Annotated in this window: 11 protein-coding genes; 4 read left to right on the top strand and 7 right to left on the bottom strand. The window is 72.2% G+C overall.

What is annotated here, in order from left to right; genetic code table 11:
- Nucleotides 1–37 precede the first annotated feature (37 nt).
- The 3 genes from ACGFJ2_RS02825 to ACGFJ2_RS02815 all read right to left on the bottom strand — a co-directional run bounded on the left by ACGFJ2_RS02825 (nucleotide 38) and on the right by ACGFJ2_RS02815 (nucleotide 2,784).
- A complete protein-coding gene (locus ACGFJ2_RS02825) occupies nucleotides 38–886 on the bottom strand; it encodes an SDR family oxidoreductase (RefSeq protein WP_357950933.1) in 849 nt (282 codons plus the stop codon).
- A 34-nt stretch (nucleotides 887–920) separates the two neighbouring features.
- A complete protein-coding gene (locus ACGFJ2_RS02820; RefSeq protein WP_357950930.1) occupies nucleotides 921–1,826 on the bottom strand; it encodes an NAD-dependent epimerase/dehydratase family protein in 906 nt (301 codons plus the stop codon).
- Nucleotides 1,827–1,893: 67 nt separating this feature from the next.
- Nucleotides 1,894–2,784, bottom strand: coding sequence for a LysR substrate-binding domain-containing protein (locus tag ACGFJ2_RS02815; RefSeq protein ID WP_357950927.1), 891 nt, complete (start codon nucleotides 2,782–2,784; stop codon nucleotides 1,894–1,896).
- Nucleotides 2,785–2,854: 70 nt separating this feature from the next.
- Here ACGFJ2_RS02815 and ACGFJ2_RS02810 point away from each other — a divergent pair, with 70 nt between their 5' ends.
- The 4 genes from ACGFJ2_RS02810 to ACGFJ2_RS02795 all read left to right on the top strand — a co-directional run bounded on the left by ACGFJ2_RS02810 (nucleotide 2,855) and on the right by ACGFJ2_RS02795 (nucleotide 8,736).
- Entirely contained in the window at nucleotides 2,855–3,868 is a 1,014-nt protein-coding gene (locus ACGFJ2_RS02810; RefSeq protein WP_357950924.1) for a putative sulfate exporter family transporter, read from the top strand.
- Nucleotides 3,869–3,968: 100 nt separating this feature from the next.
- Nucleotides 3,969–4,895, top strand: coding sequence for a pseudouridine-5'-phosphate glycosidase (locus ACGFJ2_RS02805; RefSeq protein ID WP_393463955.1), 927 nt, complete (start codon nucleotides 3,969–3,971; stop codon nucleotides 4,893–4,895).
- Nucleotides 4,892–5,821, top strand: coding sequence for a carbohydrate kinase family protein (locus ACGFJ2_RS02800; protein WP_393463952.1), 930 nt, complete (start codon nucleotides 4,892–4,894; stop codon nucleotides 5,819–5,821). Before ACGFJ2_RS02805 ends, ACGFJ2_RS02800 begins: the two co-directional genes overlap by 4 nt.
- A gap of 83 nt (nucleotides 5,822–5,904) precedes the next feature.
- Nucleotides 5,905–8,736 (top strand): hypothetical protein, encoded by a 2,832-nt coding sequence (locus ACGFJ2_RS02795; protein WP_393463949.1) that lies wholly within the window; start codon nucleotides 5,905–5,907, stop codon nucleotides 8,734–8,736.
- Between the two features lie 117 nt (nucleotides 8,737–8,853).
- On the opposite strand, the gene ACGFJ2_RS02790 is transcribed toward ACGFJ2_RS02795, so the two are convergent.
- The 4 genes from ACGFJ2_RS02790 to ACGFJ2_RS02775 form a co-directional block, all read right to left on the bottom strand.
- Nucleotides 8,854–11,835, bottom strand: coding sequence for an AAA family ATPase (locus ACGFJ2_RS02790; protein WP_358175840.1), 2,982 nt, complete (start codon nucleotides 11,833–11,835; stop codon nucleotides 8,854–8,856).
- A 69-nt stretch (nucleotides 11,836–11,904) separates the two neighbouring features.
- Nucleotides 11,905–13,515 carry a carboxylesterase/lipase family protein gene (locus tag ACGFJ2_RS02785; RefSeq protein ID WP_393465276.1) on the bottom strand — a complete coding sequence of 537 codons (1,611 nt, stop codon included), beginning with the start codon at nucleotides 13,513–13,515 and terminating at the stop codon, nucleotides 11,905–11,907.
- A gap of 235 nt (nucleotides 13,516–13,750) precedes the next feature.
- The gene (locus ACGFJ2_RS02780; protein WP_225289643.1) at nucleotides 13,751–14,185 is read right to left on the bottom strand and encodes a GNAT family N-acetyltransferase; all 435 of its coding nucleotides are present in this window, start codon (nucleotides 14,183–14,185) and stop codon (nucleotides 13,751–13,753) included.
- A 109-nt stretch (nucleotides 14,186–14,294) separates the two neighbouring features.
- Complete coding sequence (locus tag ACGFJ2_RS02775) at nucleotides 14,295–15,218, bottom strand: hypothetical protein (protein ID WP_393463946.1); 924 nt, start codon at nucleotides 15,216–15,218, stop codon at nucleotides 14,295–14,297.
- Nucleotides 15,219–15,224 lie beyond the last annotated feature (6 nt).

Raw genomic sequence — 15,224 nt, 5'->3', positions numbered from 1 at the left:
AGAGTCCGGGGCATGACGAGCGAGCACCCGGCCCGCTTCAGCGGAGGGGACGGACGACGTCGGCCAGCGGGGTGGCGGGGTGGCCGGTCAGGCGAGCGATGGCGTCGCTGACACCGTCCATCTCGCCGTTGGCGATGGCGGTGTAGGTGGAGACCCAGGCGTCGAGTTGCCAGTCCGGGGCTCCGTAGGAGGCGCGGGACCGGTAGGCCTCTTCCACGCCCTCAGGGTGGTAGGTGATGGCGCGCCCCGTGGTCCGCGACAGGATCGCGGCGACTTCGGCGAGCGTGAGCGATTCTGGTCCGGTCAGGTCGTAGGTGGCTCCGGCGTGCTCGGGAGCGTGGAGCAGTACGCCGGTGGCGGCGTCGGCGATGTCGTCCTGCGCGACGACCGCGGCTCGCCCCTGCCCGCCGGGACCGCGGATGACGCCGTCGTCGCCGACCAGGGCCGGCGTGAAGTCGGCGTAGAGGTTGTCGCGCAGGAAGGTGAAGGCCAGGCCGCTGGCGCGGATGTGCTGTTCGGTGGCCCAGTGGTCGCGGGCCAGCGTGAACGTGGCGTCGGGGGCGGCGCCGTAGAAGGAGATGTACACCAGGTGGTCGACTCCGGCCTCGGCGGCGGCGTCGACGAAGGTGCGGTGCTGCTGGAGGCGGTCGGGGGTTTCCGAGGCCGACACCATCAGGACCCGATCGACGCCGTCCAGGGCCCGCAGGACGGCGTCACGGTCACCGAAACCGCCGCGGACCGCGGTGGCGCCGGTCAGCTGAGGGGCGCGGTCCAGGTCGCGTACCACCATGGTCTGCGGGATACCGGCGGCGGCGAGCCGCCGGACAACGCGCCCGCCGAGGCGGCCGGTGGCGCCGGTCACGGCGATCCTCGCTTGGCTGATCATGGATGCCCTTTCCTGTCGAGGGCTCTCTATGGTGTCAAAGATCGGTGAGCCAGTCGGTGATCGACCGGTGCAGCGGGCGCCAACCGAGGAGATCACGGGTACGGGTGCCGCGCACGCGGCTGTTGGAGCCCAGCGCGTGGCGGGCGAACTGGGGATCCCAGACGTTGTCCGGCGAGCCAGGGTCCCAGGGCCGCGGGCCGGGCAGACCGAGGGAGCGGGCGATGGCGCCGGTCATCGCGGCGAAGGACTCCTCGCCGTTCTCCACGAAATAGAACGTGCCAGGGGGCGTCTTCTCCAGGGCGAGGAGATAGAGGTCGGCCATGTCGTCGATGTGGACGTTGGACCAGATGTTGCCGCCGCTCCCGACGTGGCGGACCACGCCGCCGGAGCGCGCCTGGTGGACCAGCGCCGCGATCAGGACGCTGTCGCGGCCCAGACCCCGTCCAGGTCCGTAGATCAGGCTGTTGCACAGGACCGCGGAGCGCACGCCCTTCTCCGCGGCGCTCAGGACCAAGCGGTCGATGGCGAGGCGTGCTTTGCGGATGGGATGGTCGGGCTCCCATGCGGAGTCGGCGTCGAGGATGTCCTCGCCGAAGATCTTCCCGGATGCCTCGCCTTCGGTGCCGACGCCCACGATGCTGGAGCCACTGGTGTGGATCAGCGGCTTGCCGGACCCGGCCAGCGCGGCGACGAGTGCTTCGACGGCCCCGCGATGGTCGCTGCTGGCGGCGTTGACGACACCGTCGGCGCGGTGGGCCTGCTCGGTGAGCAGCGCCGCGTCGTCAAGGGTGCCCACCACCGGCCGGCAGCCGAGCCGGGCGAGGTCCTCGGCTTTGGCCTGGTCGCGGATCAGGCCGGTGACGGTATGGCCTGCCTGAATGAGGCGGGCGGCGACGGAGCCGCCGATGTAGCCGCTCGCGCCGGTGACGAAGACATGCATGGCGGAAAGGATCAGCCTGCGCTGGATGGAATCGCAAGCTGCTTTGCCGAAGCGGCAAAACCATCGGTCAGGGTCGGCTGGCGATCGCCAGGAGGGTGGCGGCGGGAGCGGCGAGTGAGCGGCCGCGGCGCCACACCGCGCGTAGGCTCCTGACCAGGTTGATCCCGGCCAGCGGCACCTCCACCAGCCGGCCCGTGGCCACCTCCGCCTCCACGGCGTACCCGCTGAGCACCGCGGGCGCCGCCCCGGCCTGGGCGGCGCCCTTGACGGCCGAGTTCGAGCCCAGCTCCAGGCGCGGGCTGGCCCGGTGCAGGCTCTTGAACGCCACGTCCAGCGTCTCCCGGGTGCCCGAGCCGGGTTCGCGGACGACGAGCGGCGTGGCGGCCAGCTCCGCCCCCATCAGCGCGGTACGGCGCCGCGCCCAGGCGTGCCCCGGCGCCACCACGACCACCAGCCGGTCGGTGCCCACCACCCGGCTGGCCAGCCCCTCGGGCACGCTCGGCCCCTCGACGAAGCCCAGCTCCACCTCCTCGGCCAGGACCCGGGCGGCGACGTCGGCGGAGTTCACCACGTCGAGGCCGACCTGCACGTCAGGCTCGCGGTTCTGCAGCTCGCCCAGCCAGCGCGGCACCAGGTACTCGGCCACCGTCATGCTCGACGCCACCCGCAGATGAGCCGCCTCGCTGCGCCGTACCGCCTGGGCGGCGCGCATCAGCTCCTGGGCGGCGGCCAGCACCTGCGCGGCCCAGCCCGCCACCATCTTGCCCTCGGCGGTCAGCGTGGACCCGCGCGGCGTACGCTCCAGCAGCGGCAGGCCCAGGCGGCGCTCCAGGTGGGCGATCCGCTTGCTGGCCGACGGCTGGGCGATGCCCGCGACCTTGGCCGCCTGCCCGAGGCTGCCCAGCTCGCCCACGTCGACCAGGAGTTTGAGCGAGTCGAGATCCGGCAGCGTACTCATAGCCCAAGGCTATGACCTCCCAGGCAACGCGTGGCTACCGAGCCCTCCAGGCGCTCAGAACACTGGGATCATGTACTCCACCGCGCGTGTGCCGCACGATCGTCCGCCTGGTGATCGTCTGCGCGACGATCGCCTGCCTGGTGTCGGCGCGGCGGCGCTGGCGGTGGTGTTCGCGCTGGTGGTGAACCGGTTCGTGCCGGTGCTCAGTCCCGCGGCCATAGCCGTGGTGTCGGGCGCGGCGCTGGCGAACCTGGTGGGCGTCGGCGAGCGGCTCAAGCCCGGTCTGCGGTTCGTCGCCAAGCGGGTGCTGCGTATCGCGATCGTGCTGCTCGGCCTGCAGATCGCGGTGCCGCAGGTGCTGGCGCTGGGGTGGCGGACGGTGGCCGTCGTGGTGGTGGCGACCGGCGTCACGTTCACGCTCACTCCGCTGATCGGCCGCCGCCTGGGCCTCACACCGGGCGCGTCACTGCTGGTCGCCACCGGCGTCTCGATCTGCGGCGCCGCCGCGATCGCGGCCATGCGCGAAAGTACCGACGGCTCCTCCGACGAGGACGCGGCCGGCGCGCTCAGCGTGGTGGTCCTGTACGGCACCGCCGCCATCGCCGTGGTGCCGCTGGCGGCGTCCTGGCTCGGTCTGTCGGCGACGCAGCTGGGAGTGTGGGCCGGGGCGGCGGTGCACGAGGTGGCCCAGGTGGCCGCGATCGGGGCCGCCTCGGGCGTGCTGGCCACCGCCGTCACGGTCAAGCTGGGCCGCGTCATCCTGCTCGCCCCGATCGTCGCCCTGACCTCATACCGTCACCGCGTTGACTCCCCCGGCCGGCTCAAGCGCCCGCCGGTCATCCCGCTCTTCGTGGCCGGATTCCTGGCCATGGTCGCGCTCCGCAGCAGCGGCCTGGTCCCCGCCGCCGTGACCACCGTGATCCCCCAGGTCACGAACGTTCTCATGGCCGCCGCCCTGTTCGGCCTCGGTACGGGGATCGACGCCCGCGCGCTGATCAAGGACGGGCGCACACTGCTGCTCGGCGCCGTGGCCACCGGCTTGATCGGGACCATCTCGCTCGCGGGTGTCATGCTTCTCGTGTGATCACCGGCGGACGTCCTCCTCCGTAACGTGCTTGTCCGGAACAAACTTCGTAAAATAGACCGTTCCACCAAGCCGTCCTACGAAGGAGCACGAAACCCACATGCGCAGCGCCGCCGACCCCATCCTCCGGCCGTCCGACGAGGTCGCCGAAGCCCTTGCCACCGGCGCTCCGGTCGTGGCCCTGGAGTCCACGATCATCTCGCACGGCCTGCCGCAGCCGCGCAATCTGGCGGTCGCCCGGGAGCTGGAGGACATCGTCAGGGCGGCGGGTGCCGTACCGGCCACGATCGCGGTGCTCGACGGCGTCGCCCGCGTCGGCCTGGACGAGGTGGAGCTCGAACGCATCGCGACCGAGTCGGGCCTGCGCAAGCTGGGCCAGCGCGACCTGCCGGTGGCGGCGGCGCTGAAGGCGAGCGGCGCGACGACCGTGTCGGCCACGTCGTTCCTGGCCGCCCGCGCGGGCATCCGGATCTTCGCCACCGGCGGGCTCGGCGGCGTGCACCGGGGCTGGACCCAGGCGCAGGACGAGTCGGCCGACCTCGACACGCTGGCGCGTACCCGCATCACCGTCGTGTGCGCCGGGGTCAAGTCGATCCTGGACGTGCCCGCGACCCTCCAGCGCCTGGAGACCCGCGGCGTGACCGTGGCGGGATACCGTACGGACACCTTCCCGGGCTTCTACCTGCACTCCTCCGGCGAGCCGATCGACTGGCGGATCGAGTCGGCCGACGAGGCCGCGGCCATCATGCGCGGACAGGACGGGTTCGGCGCCCAGGAGACCGCGCTGATCGTCGCCAACCCCATCCCGGTGGACCGGCAGCTCGATCCGGCGCTGCACGACCGCGTGCTGGGCGAGGCGCTGGCCGCCGCCGACCGCGAGGGCGTGACCGGGCAGAAGATCACCCCGTTCCTCCTCGACTACCTGGTACGCGGCACCGGCGGCGCCTCCCTGGAGGCGAACCTGGCCGCGGTCCGCGGCAACGTCGCCCTCGCGGCGCAGATCGCGCTCGCCTGGTCCCGAGCGTGAGCGGCGGCGGCCTCCTCGTCATCGGCGACGTCGTCACCGATGTGGTGGCCCTGCACGACACTCCGGTCATGTCGGGTACCGACACGGCCGCCGACATCGCGCTCCGCCCCGGCGGCTCGGGCGCGAACACCGCCTCCTGGGCCGCCCACCTGGGCGCCGACGTACGGCTGCTGGCCCGGCTCGGCTACGACAGCAGTGAGTGGCACACCGCCGAACTGCGCAAGACCGGGGTACGCCCGCACGTACGCGTCGATCCCCATCATCCGACGGCGATCGTGATCGCCATGGTGGACCGGACCGGCGAACGCTCGTTCCTCACCAACCGGGGCGCGGGCGGCCGGATCTCCGCCGAGGACTGGGACGGCTCGCTGCTCGACGGCGTGGGCCGCCTGCACCTGTCCGGCTACACGCTCTTCGCGGAGGCGGGGCTGGCGCTGGCCAGGCTCGCCATGGCCGAGGCCCGCGCCGCCGGGGTGACCGTCAGCATGGATCCCGCCTCGACCGGCTTCCTGCGCGAGTTCGGCGTCGCCCGGTTCCTGCGCGAATCCGCCCCCGCCCACCTCATCATCCCCAACCGGGACGAGGCCCTCCTGCTCGCCGGCGCGCAGACGCCCGAGCGGGCCGCCGAACTCCTCAGCGAGAGGTACGGCACCGCGATCGTCAAGCTGGGACCCCAGGGAGCTCTGGCGGCCACGGAGGGCACTGTGACGGAGGCGGCAGCGGGGGTTCCAGCCGAGGTCGTCGACTCGACGGGAGCGGGCGATGCGTTCGCTGCGGGATATCTCACAGCGAGGTTGAACGGCGCCGGTGAAGGGCAGTCTTTGGACGCCGGATGCCGGGCCGGAGCGGAGTGCGTGGCCCTGGTGGGCGGTCGGCCACGGTACGGTTTGGAGCTGAACCTTCTTTACCCTATTCACACCGATTGATAGCTTGCCGCGTAGGCTGCACCAAGAACCACATGCGTATTGAGTGGCATCACGCGGCTCACTGGGGAGGATAAGGTCCGCCGATGGAAGTCGAGTCATCGATCTGCCTGAGCGACCTGGTCCCTGCCTTGCGCTGGAGCCGTCCCCAGCAAGTCGCGGAGGCGCTGGGCGATCCGCGCCTGCCCGCCGGGTGGTGGTCGTCCGTCGCCCTGTCGAGGGCGCTCGGCACGACCGGACTCGACTGGATCTGCGACCGGCTCGCCCTGCTGGCCTCGGCCCGCTGGGACCACCTCGCCCTCTCGGACGTGCTGCCCGCGCTGACCGTGCACCCCATCGACCCGGCGCTGCCCGGCTGGCCGGAGGCCACCAGGACGGCGATCGCTGGCCTGGGGGGCTGGCAGCGGTTGCGCCGCCTGTCGCCCGGCGACCTGAGCACGCCGTCGGCCACGCCTGAAGTGGTGATCGGCTCGGTGTTCCGCGAGGTGCTCAGCCGCATCCCGGTCCAACGCGAACCCGGCCAGCCCGCCGCCCAGCCCGCACAGCAGGGCCACCCGGCACAGACCCGGCCGGGCCAGCCCGCCGCCCATCCGGGACAGGGCCACCCAGAGGTGACCCGCCCGCTTCAGCGCGGCACGGTCCCCGGCCAACGCGACGGAGGCCCCGGCCAGCGTGACGGGGGTCCGGGCCAGAGCCCGGCGCACACCGGCCCGCAGCCCGCCGTGGCCCAGGACAACGGCGGCTCACCCCGCCAGACCGGCTCCTTTCCCGTCCAGGGGGCCCCGCGGTCGGGTTCCTTCCCCGACCAAGGTGGGCCGCAGACCGGCTCCTTCGCCGCTCTGGGCGGGGCCGCCCGCCAGACCGGCTCGTTCCCGGCGCAGAACGAAGGCGCCCCGTCGCCCACGGCCGGTCGGCAGCCCTTGTCCGCCCCGCAACCTCAGTCCAGCCCCCAGGCCGCCCGCCAGGACACGAACTCCCCCGGCGCCAATCCCCCCGGCACCGCCCAGCAGGGCGGCCTCTTCCCCGGCACCAACGCCCCGGGCACTGGCCAGCAGGGCGGCGGCCAGCAAGGCGGCGGGTTCCCGAACACCGGCCTCCCGGCCGCCAACGGTCCAGGCACCGGCTCCTTCCCAGCGGTCGGGTCCGTCTCGGGCACCGGGCTTCCGGGTGCCAACGTCCCCGGCAACGCGGATCCCGAGCGCACCGGCCCGCACACCGGTCCCCATCCCACCGCCGGCTCGCACACGGGCCCGCACCCCACCGCCACCGGTCCGCACACGGGTCCGCACTCGACCGTCGGCCCGAACACCGGTCCGCACCCCACCAGCGGCCCTCAGGCCGGTACGTCGCCCAGTGCCCCGCACACCGACCCCCGGTCCGGTGCCGACCGACCTGGCGGGACAGCCCAACCGGGCGCCCAGCCGAGTGCCCTCCCGGGCGCCGACCGCCTCCCCGGCGGAACACCCCACACCGGACCACGCCCCGCCACCGGACCGCTCGCGGGCAACGGAACGCCCGCGGGCAACGGGTCCGTCAGCGGCACCGGCTCCTTCCCCGCGGTCGGGTCCGTCGGCGGCACCGGCTCGTTCCCGGCCGTCGGGTCCGTCACAGGCACCGGCTCGTTCCCCGCTGTCGGGCCACTCGCCGGCACCGGAACACCCGCAGGCAACGGATCATCCGCCGGAGCCGGCACGGGATCGCGCCCCGGAGGCGCCTTCCCAGGCGACCTGGGCACCACGCCCCGCACCCCGAACGCGGACCCCTCCACCCACACCGGCGACGTCTCTCTCCCGCCGACAAGCGTTCCGGGCCTCGGCGGCGCGTACGACACACCAGCACCGGCGGCGACGCCCGCGCCCTCCGAGACCGATCACGCCATGGTCCGGGTCGTCGACAGCCTGTTCCGCAGCCTGGACAAGCTGGCGCTCGCGGTGGCCGTACACCGCCTGTTCGCCGAAGACCCCGTCAGCCTGCGTACGCTCGCCCACAAGATGCTCGTCGACCGTGACGCGCTCTCCCAGGCGCAGCGGACGGCCGAGGAGCGCGTGCTGCACTGGCTGCGTTCGTCGGAGTCGGCGCCGGTCACCGGGCACATGTTCCGGCTGACGGAGTGGCTCGGCGCGGCCGCCACGCAGGACCAACTCATCGGCGCCGACCCGGCGCACCCGGTGATGGTGCCGTCGTTGCGCACTCCGCTCTGGCGGGTACTCGTGACGCTCATGCCCGACCGCCGTCTCCAGGACGGCTGGCTGGTGGTGGGCGACCTCCACGGCCTGCAGGCCCGTACCAGGCAGTTGCTGGCCGGTCAGCCCGCCGACGCCGACGTGGTGGAGCTGCTCAGCGAGCTGGGCATCCGCGCGCACTCGGCCAAGGCGTGGCTTGACGCGCTGCCGGACACGTCGGACCCTGTGGCCTCCGCCCCCTCACCGGCCCAGCCGCTCCCCCGCCGTACCCCCGGAGCCAACGGCCACCACCACAGGGGCGGCCAGCCCATCCCCTCGGCCGAGAGCAACGCCATCGACCCTTCGGCGGCCCTCGCCACGCTCTCCGCCTTGTCGGGCGGCCGGTCCGGCATGCTGCCCCCCACGCTCGCGGGCACTCCGGCCACCCCACCGCCGCCGCTGCCGAGCCCTTCCTCGGACCCGCGCCGCTGGCAGCGCATCGAGGTCACCAACGAGCACCTCCGGGGCGGCCCGGTCCCGGTGCCCGAGGGGTACGCCACGCAGCTCGGCATGCGCCCCGGCACCCTCCTGTCGGTGACCGGCCCGGGCGACAACGCGATCGTCCTGGTCTGGCAGGGCCACCAGCCGGTCTTCGACTCGCTCCAGCCGGTCCTCATGCGCCTCAACGCCCGCCCCGGCGATCAGGTGTACGTCACGGTCGACGGCTACCGCCTGGAAGCCCAGCTCACCGGCTGACCACAGCCGCCCGGGACACCGCTTGGCACCAGAGGCCAAGCAGCAACCGGCGTCTTGGCGTCGAAGGCCAGCGGCGGCCGCACCCTTGTGCCGTGGTCAAGCGGCGGACGAGGCCGGTCAGTCGTCGGCGAAGAGGCGGATCCGATGGGCCACCGCGGATGCCTCGCCGCGGGAGGCGACGCCCAGTTTGGCCAGGATGTTGGAGACGTGCACGCTCACGGTCTTGACCGAGATGAACAGCTCCCCCGCGATCTCCCGATTGCTGTGCCCCTCGGCCACGTGCCGCAGCACCTCCATCTCGCGCGCCGTCAGCCCCAACGGCAACCCGTCGGGCGCCGGCTCGTCGGCCACGGCGACACGGCCCCGCCGCGCGAGCGCGTCCAGCCGCTCGACCAACGGCGCCGCACCGAGGCGCTCGGCCAGCTCACGGGCTCTCGCCAGTCTGACCCCCGCCCCCTGCCGATCACCGGCCTCCAGCGCCGCACGGGCGGCACCTTCCAGGGTGCAAGCTTCGGAGTAGGGCTCCCGCAGCCCCGCCCAAGCCGCCACCGCCGCGTCCCACATCTTGAGCCGCCAGGCCGCGTCATCGAGACCGACCACGGAATCAGACTCGGATCCGACACCCGAGCCAACACCAGACCCGGAGCCCCGCTCCGATCCGGCACCCGACTCAGGACCAGACCTTAAACCCAGCTCGGACTCGGACAGCCCCGTCAAGGCCATGAACGTGAGCCGGTGCGCCTCCTGGCTGTCGCCCTCAGCCTCGAGCCGCCCCGCGACCGACCGCAGCTCCCCCACAAGATCCCCGCCCAGCTGCGCGATCACCACCAGCAGCGGCCAGGCGTAACGCGGGCTGGCCACCAGATCCTGCTCACGCAGTGTCCGGGCAGCCGCCTCCCGCGCCTCGTCGAGGCGTCCCCGCGCCACCAGAAGCTCGACCTCCCTGCAGGCGTGCGGCAGCACGCTCTGGTCGCGGAAGCGCCCGCGCGCCAGCACGCTGCGTGAGGCCGCGAACAGCTCCTCGGCCCGATCGACCCGCCCGCGCGCGAGCGCGATGTCGGAGGCCAACCCCTGCAGGCTGGCCCGGTAGGGCGGCGGCGGCATGAGCTCCAGGGCGTGCTCGATCACCTTCAGCGCCTCGTCCCAGCGCCCGAGCGACCACAGCGGCTCCGCCAGGTTGATCGACAGGAACGTGCCCGACGTGCGCGCCACGCCGTAGCGTTCGGCCTCGGCGATCCCGTCGCGGGCGACCTGCGCGGCGCGTTCGTGGCGGCCGGCGCCCTCCAGCACGTCGGATTCGGAGATGGCGCCGCGCAGCATCGCGTTGTGGGCGTCGGCCGTGGCCGCGATGCGGCGCGCTTCGGCGAACCCGTCCAGGTAGGCGTCGATGTCGGAGAACTGGCAGCGCGCCCAGGTAAGGCTGATCAGCGCGTGCGCCTCGGTGTTGGCGTCGCCCACCTCGTGGCCGAGCTCCATGGCCAGCCGGGCCGTCGAGATCTTCTCCTGCCAGTCGTCGTAGAGCATGCGCGCCAGGCTCTCCAGCACCTGGGCCCGCAGCTTGCTGGGCTTGTCGGCGGGCACCAGCGACGCCGCCCGGCGCAGGTCGTCGACATGGCCGGGGCGGCTGAGGTCGTAGCCGGTGAGACCGCGCTGGCGCAGCAGCCTGGCGGCCCTGGCCGGCTCGGCCGGCTCGTCGATCTCGGCGAGCCCGGCGGTGGCCAGGGCGATCGAACGTTCGTACTCGCCCGCCAGGTGGGCGACCGTGGCCGTCTGCCTGAGCACCTCGACGTGGTCGGCGCCGATGCGCTCCGCGGCGTCGGGCACCTGATCCCACAGCTCCAGCACCCGGGACAGCATCCTGAGCTGCTCGTCGTAGGCGGCGGAGCGGCGGGCGGCGGCCGCGGCGTGCCAGGCGCTGATCAACGCCCACGTGGTGTCGTGGGCGGCGTGCCAGTGGTGGGCCAGCTCGATCGCGCCGCGCGGGACGGGCAGGATCGACAGGTCGCGCTCCAGCGCCTCGGCGAAGCGCGTGTGCAGGCGGGTGTGCTCGCCCGGCAGCAGGTCGTCGTGGAGCGCCTCGCGGATCAGCGCGTGCCTGAAGGAGTAGCCCTCGCCGTCGACGACCAGCACGTTGCCGGCCACGGCGGGGCGCAACGCGTTGGACAGCGCCACGTCGTCCCGCCCGGCGACGGCGGACAGCAGGTCGTGCTCGATGCGCTGGCCGCCCGCGCTGGCCACGCGGAGCAACTCCTGGGTGTCGTCGGGCAGCCGTTCGACGCCGGCGAGCAGCAGGTCGCGCAGCGACTCGGGCAGCGACTCACCGACACCGGACTCGCTGAGCAGCGCCTCGACGAACAGCGGGTTGCCCTCGCTGCGCGCGTAGATCAGGTCCATGTCAGGGCCGGACGGCTCGCGCTCCAGGATGCTCGCCGCCTGCTCGACGACCTCCCTGCGGGTGAGCCTGCGCAGCTCCAGCCTGGCCACCCAGTCGACGCGGCCCAGCTCGGCCAGCAGCGGGCGCAGCGGGTGGGTGCGGTGCAGCTCGTCGGCACGGTAGGTGACGACGATCAGCAGCCGTACGCCGGAGCGCTGGTAGCGGACCAGGAACGAGAGCAGGTCGCGGGTGGATCGGTCGGCCCAGTGGGCGTCCTCGACGACCAGGACGACCGGCCGGTCCTCCGCCAGCCGCTCCAGCAGGCCGAGCAGCTGCTCGAAGAGCCGGGCGCGGGCCTCGGAGCCGTCACCGTCGGGCTCGCCGAACTCGGGCAGCAGCCGGGCCAGCCCACGCGTGGTGCCGCCGGGCACGAGCGCCGCGACGCCGTCGCGGCCGAGCTCGCGCACCAGCCCACGCAGCACCGCGGTGAAGGGCGCGAACGGCAGGCCCTCGGTGCCGAGCTCCATGCAGCCGCCGACGAGCACCATCGCCTCGCCCGCCCGGTCGGCGAACTCCCTGACCAGGCGCGTCTTGCCGACGCCCGCCTCGCCGCCGACCAGCACGGTGGACGCCGCGCCGGTCCGGACGCCGGCCAGCGCCCGCTCGAGCGCGCTCAGCTCGCCGGCGCGGCCGACGAAGCGCGGGCTCACCGCGTGGATGCTCACGCCCCAAGAATGCCATCAGGCGGCGACAGAAACGGCCCCGGGCCTGATCACCAGTACAGGTGACGCGCCTCAGGCGCGGTTCTCCCAGAACAACCTCTCGTCCTTGTCCGGATCGGTGACGATCTCGCACTCGGCGTCGAGCCACATCGTGGCACGGTCTTTCAGCGTGTAGGCGGGCCATCTCGGCACGTCCACGGCGGTGGGACGGCCCGTGCGGGCGAAGCCCGCCCACAGTCCGCTCATGTGCCGCGCGGTCGCCAGCCGCCCCGGCGATTGATCGGCGTAGAGGAAGAAGTCGAGGTTCTTGTCGGTGTTGGCGAATTTGAGGTTGATGTCTGATGCGTGCGGCGAGCCGATGGGGAAATCGGTGCCTGGCACCACGGTCGGGTTCTTGTAGGCGAGCTGGTACATGAACACGGGCGCGACGCGCTGCGTCACCTTGGCCTCTGCGATCTTGATCGCGTCGCGCCAGATGGGCGAGGTCGTGATCGCGAAGTAGAGCTGCGCGGGCGTCGCGTCGGGCCGCGACGCGTGGAAGGTCCTGATGATCTGGTCGAGCTCGGCACCCTGGTACGTGCGACTCAGCTCCCTGCGCAGGCCGGCCTCGTCGATGCGGAAGATGTCGGGCGGCCCGAAGAGACTGAAGAACACCGTTTCATCGCGGCATGTGCCGCACATCAGCGGCTTGCCGGCCGAGAAGGACGCGACTCCGTCGGCGAAGGGGTGCCGCGGGATGACGGTGCCATCGACGAAGGCGCCGAAGCCGGGGAGCGAGCCGGGGTCGCCCCAGGGTGCGACGCCGTTCGCGGCTTCGGACTGCTGGATCTCGAGCAGCCTTCCGGCCGGAATCTCATGCAGCTGGGGAATGTCCGACGTGGTCAGTCCCAAGAGCTCCAGCGTGCGCTCGGCCCGCGCGGTGGCGCCTTCGCGGGTGGGGAAGCGCAGCGGTGCGGCGCTTTCGATCGAGGCCTTGTGGAACAGCGACGCGGCATCCGGCATGGTGTAGACGGCCGCGGTCTTGGCGCCGCCACCGCTCTCGCCCCAGACCATGATGTTGTCGGGGTCGCCGCCGAAATTCTCGATGTTCTCCCTGGTCCAGCGCAGCGCCGCGAGAATGTCCAGCATCCCCTGGTCGGCGGCGTAGTCGCCGCCGGCGAGATCGCCCAGGAACAGATAGCCCAGCAGGCCCAGCCGGTGGTTGGACTCGACCACCACCACGTCATAGAGCCGCGCCAGATGGGTGCCGTCCTGCCCCGTGGCGGAACCGGAGCCGATCATGTAGCCGCCGCCGTGGTTGTAGAACATCACCGGCCGCCGCTCACAGTCGGCGGCCGGGGTCCAGATATTGAGGTAGAGGCAGTCTTCGGAGGGTGCCGGCATCCGGCCATTGCCGTTGGGGCCCATCTCGTTGCCCGCTGCCTGGAATGCCGGGTTGGGAAAGTCCACCGCGTCGCGCACGCCGGTCCAGCGCATGAGCGGCTTCGGGGGCTTGAACCGGAGCTTGCCGAGCGGCGGCGTGGCGTAGGGCACGCCGAGAAACTTGACGATGCCGTCCTCGCGTCTGCCGCGCACCCTGCCGTAACGGGTTGCCGCCTCGTCTGTTCGCCCAGTTCCCTGCGCGAGTGCCGGGGAGCCCTCACCCGTCACGGCGGCGACCACGGATAACGACGTGCCGATCATCGCCCTGCGGCTCATTCCCGACCCCACCATCAGGCTCCTCTCTTGGAGAGCGCACGCGCATGCAGGACCAGCCCGAATGAGTAACGTTTTTCACATTTTCCCGACCATAGACGTCGATGTCGTCACTGGTCAAGGCACAACGAAGCAGGAGAGCAGGCCAATAGCTCATCGCAAATGTGGGTAACGTTACCCATTCACATGCCAAGGCGCCGGGGACGGTACGACGCCGCCGGCGCTAGCGGAGGATCTTCCTGAACATCGTCGCCGACGCCTCGTAGCCCAGCGCGTGGTAGAACTCGGGCGCTCGCCGCGTGGCCATGGCCACGTAACCGGCCTGCCGCGAACGGGCCCACGCCTCGAACTCCACCAGCAGCGCCCGCCCGATGCCCTGCCGGCGCGACCCGCTCTGCACCATCGCCTCCTCGACCCAGGCGACAGGCCCGTTGGCGAAGAGCGTCAGGTGGACGAACCCCAGCAGATAACCGTGCACCCGGCCGCCCACCACGGCCGCGATCAGCATGACGTCGTCATCGCGCAGCAGTTGCGGCAGCGCCGCGTCGAAGGCCTCCCGTTCGGGCCTGAAGGTCAGCCCGAACTCCATCGCCAAGGCGAACAGCTCGTCCGCGTCGGCCTTCTCCGCTCTCCTGATGTGGAGATCGTCTGACGTCATGTCGTACGACCTTAAGTCGTGGCGTGGCCGCCGTCCACTCAGGTCAGCCCGTCAGCCCGGTCATGTCGGCTCGTCAGCCCGCTCAGGACAGCGGGCCGGCGCGGTCAGGTCAGCTCGTCAGCGCCTTGACGGCCTGTTCGGCGACCTCCTGGGCGCCCTTCATGAGCACGTCCTCGGCGACCGGCTCGGTGTCCTTGCCTTGGGCGAGGATGTCACCGTTCTTGTTGTCGGTGCCGAAGTAGCGGACGTTGATCGTCGTGTTGCCCATCACGATGTAGGCCCAGACGTTCGTGGTGCCTTTGAGGTTCTGGGTGTACATGGCGTGGGTCTCGTCGCCGACGCCGTCGAAGTCCTTCATCTCACCGTACGTGCTCAGGAACCGCAGGCCGGGGTTGTCCTCCTTGGTGCCCGCCATGTCCTTCATCGAGCCGAAGTTGAACTCGGCGTCGTCCCTCGCGGCCGCGACGCTGGGCCAGACGTTGACGGCCAGGTGGATGGTCCGCGATTCCAGGGTGCCGTTCTTGATGTTCTTGGACGTCTGGGTCCACTCGCAGCCCTTGCGCAGCGCTCCGTACCCGTCCTTCTGGACGCCGGGCGCGGACTGCGATTTGGGCGCGAGCCGCCTGGTCAGGCTCGCGGGCAGCAGGTCGCACACCTCCGGCACCGCCTTCAGCGGCGGGAAGGTGGAGGTGGCCGCGGGCGTCTCGGCCGGATCCGACGAAGCCGCCTCCGACGGCAGCCCGGACGACGAAGGCAGCCCGGACGATGAGGGCAGCGACGAGGGAAGGGAGGACGGCAGTGTGGACGGCAGGTCGAACGAGGGCGACGGCAGCGCGACCGGAGGCGCCTCCTGGCCGACGTTGCGTACCGCGATGAGCGCCCCGCCCAGCACCGCCACCGCCGCGGCCCCCGCCAGCACGCCCTTGGCCCAGCCGGGCGCCTTTGACGAGACGGGCCGCTCGCCGCCGCCGTCCGGCCAGTACGAGGCCGGCGGAACGGGCGGCGCCTGCGGTGCCTGTGGGCCCTGGATCATGGCCAC

The sequence above is a fragment of the Nonomuraea sp. NPDC049028 genome, from assembly GCF_043197735.1.
Classification (GTDB): Bacteria; Actinomycetota; Actinomycetes; order Streptosporangiales; family Streptosporangiaceae; genus Nonomuraea.
The sequence above is the reverse complement of the archived record's forward strand: the minus strand, read 5'-3'. Positions and strand labels throughout refer to the sequence as shown.

Coding starts and splice junctions, on each gene's coding strand:
- ACGFJ2_RS02825 (WP_357950933.1), bottom strand. CDS start 886: ATGATCAGCCAAGCGAGGATCGCCGTGACCGGCGCCACCGGCCGCCTC.
- ACGFJ2_RS02820 (WP_357950930.1), bottom strand. CDS start 1,826: ATGCATGTCTTCGTCACCGGCGCGAGCGGCTACATCGGCGGCTCCGTC.
- ACGFJ2_RS02815 (WP_357950927.1), bottom strand. CDS start 2,784: ATGAGTACGCTGCCGGATCTCGACTCGCTCAAACTCCTGGTCGACGTG.
- ACGFJ2_RS02810 (WP_357950924.1), top strand. CDS start 2,855: ATGTACTCCACCGCGCGTGTGCCGCACGATCGTCCGCCTGGTGATCGT.
- ACGFJ2_RS02805 (WP_393463955.1), top strand. CDS start 3,969: ATGCGCAGCGCCGCCGACCCCATCCTCCGGCCGTCCGACGAGGTCGCC.
- ACGFJ2_RS02795 (WP_393463949.1), top strand. CDS start 5,905: ATGGAAGTCGAGTCATCGATCTGCCTGAGCGACCTGGTCCCTGCCTTG.
- ACGFJ2_RS02785 (WP_393465276.1), bottom strand. CDS start 13,515: ATGATCGGCACGTCGTTATCCGTGGTCGCCGCCGTGACGGGTGAGGGC.
- ACGFJ2_RS02780 (WP_225289643.1), bottom strand. CDS start 14,185: ATGACGTCAGACGATCTCCACATCAGGAGAGCGGAGAAGGCCGACGCG.
- ACGFJ2_RS02775 (WP_393463946.1), bottom strand. CDS start 15,218: ATGATCCAGGGCCCACAGGCACCGCAGGCGCCGCCCGTTCCGCCGGCC.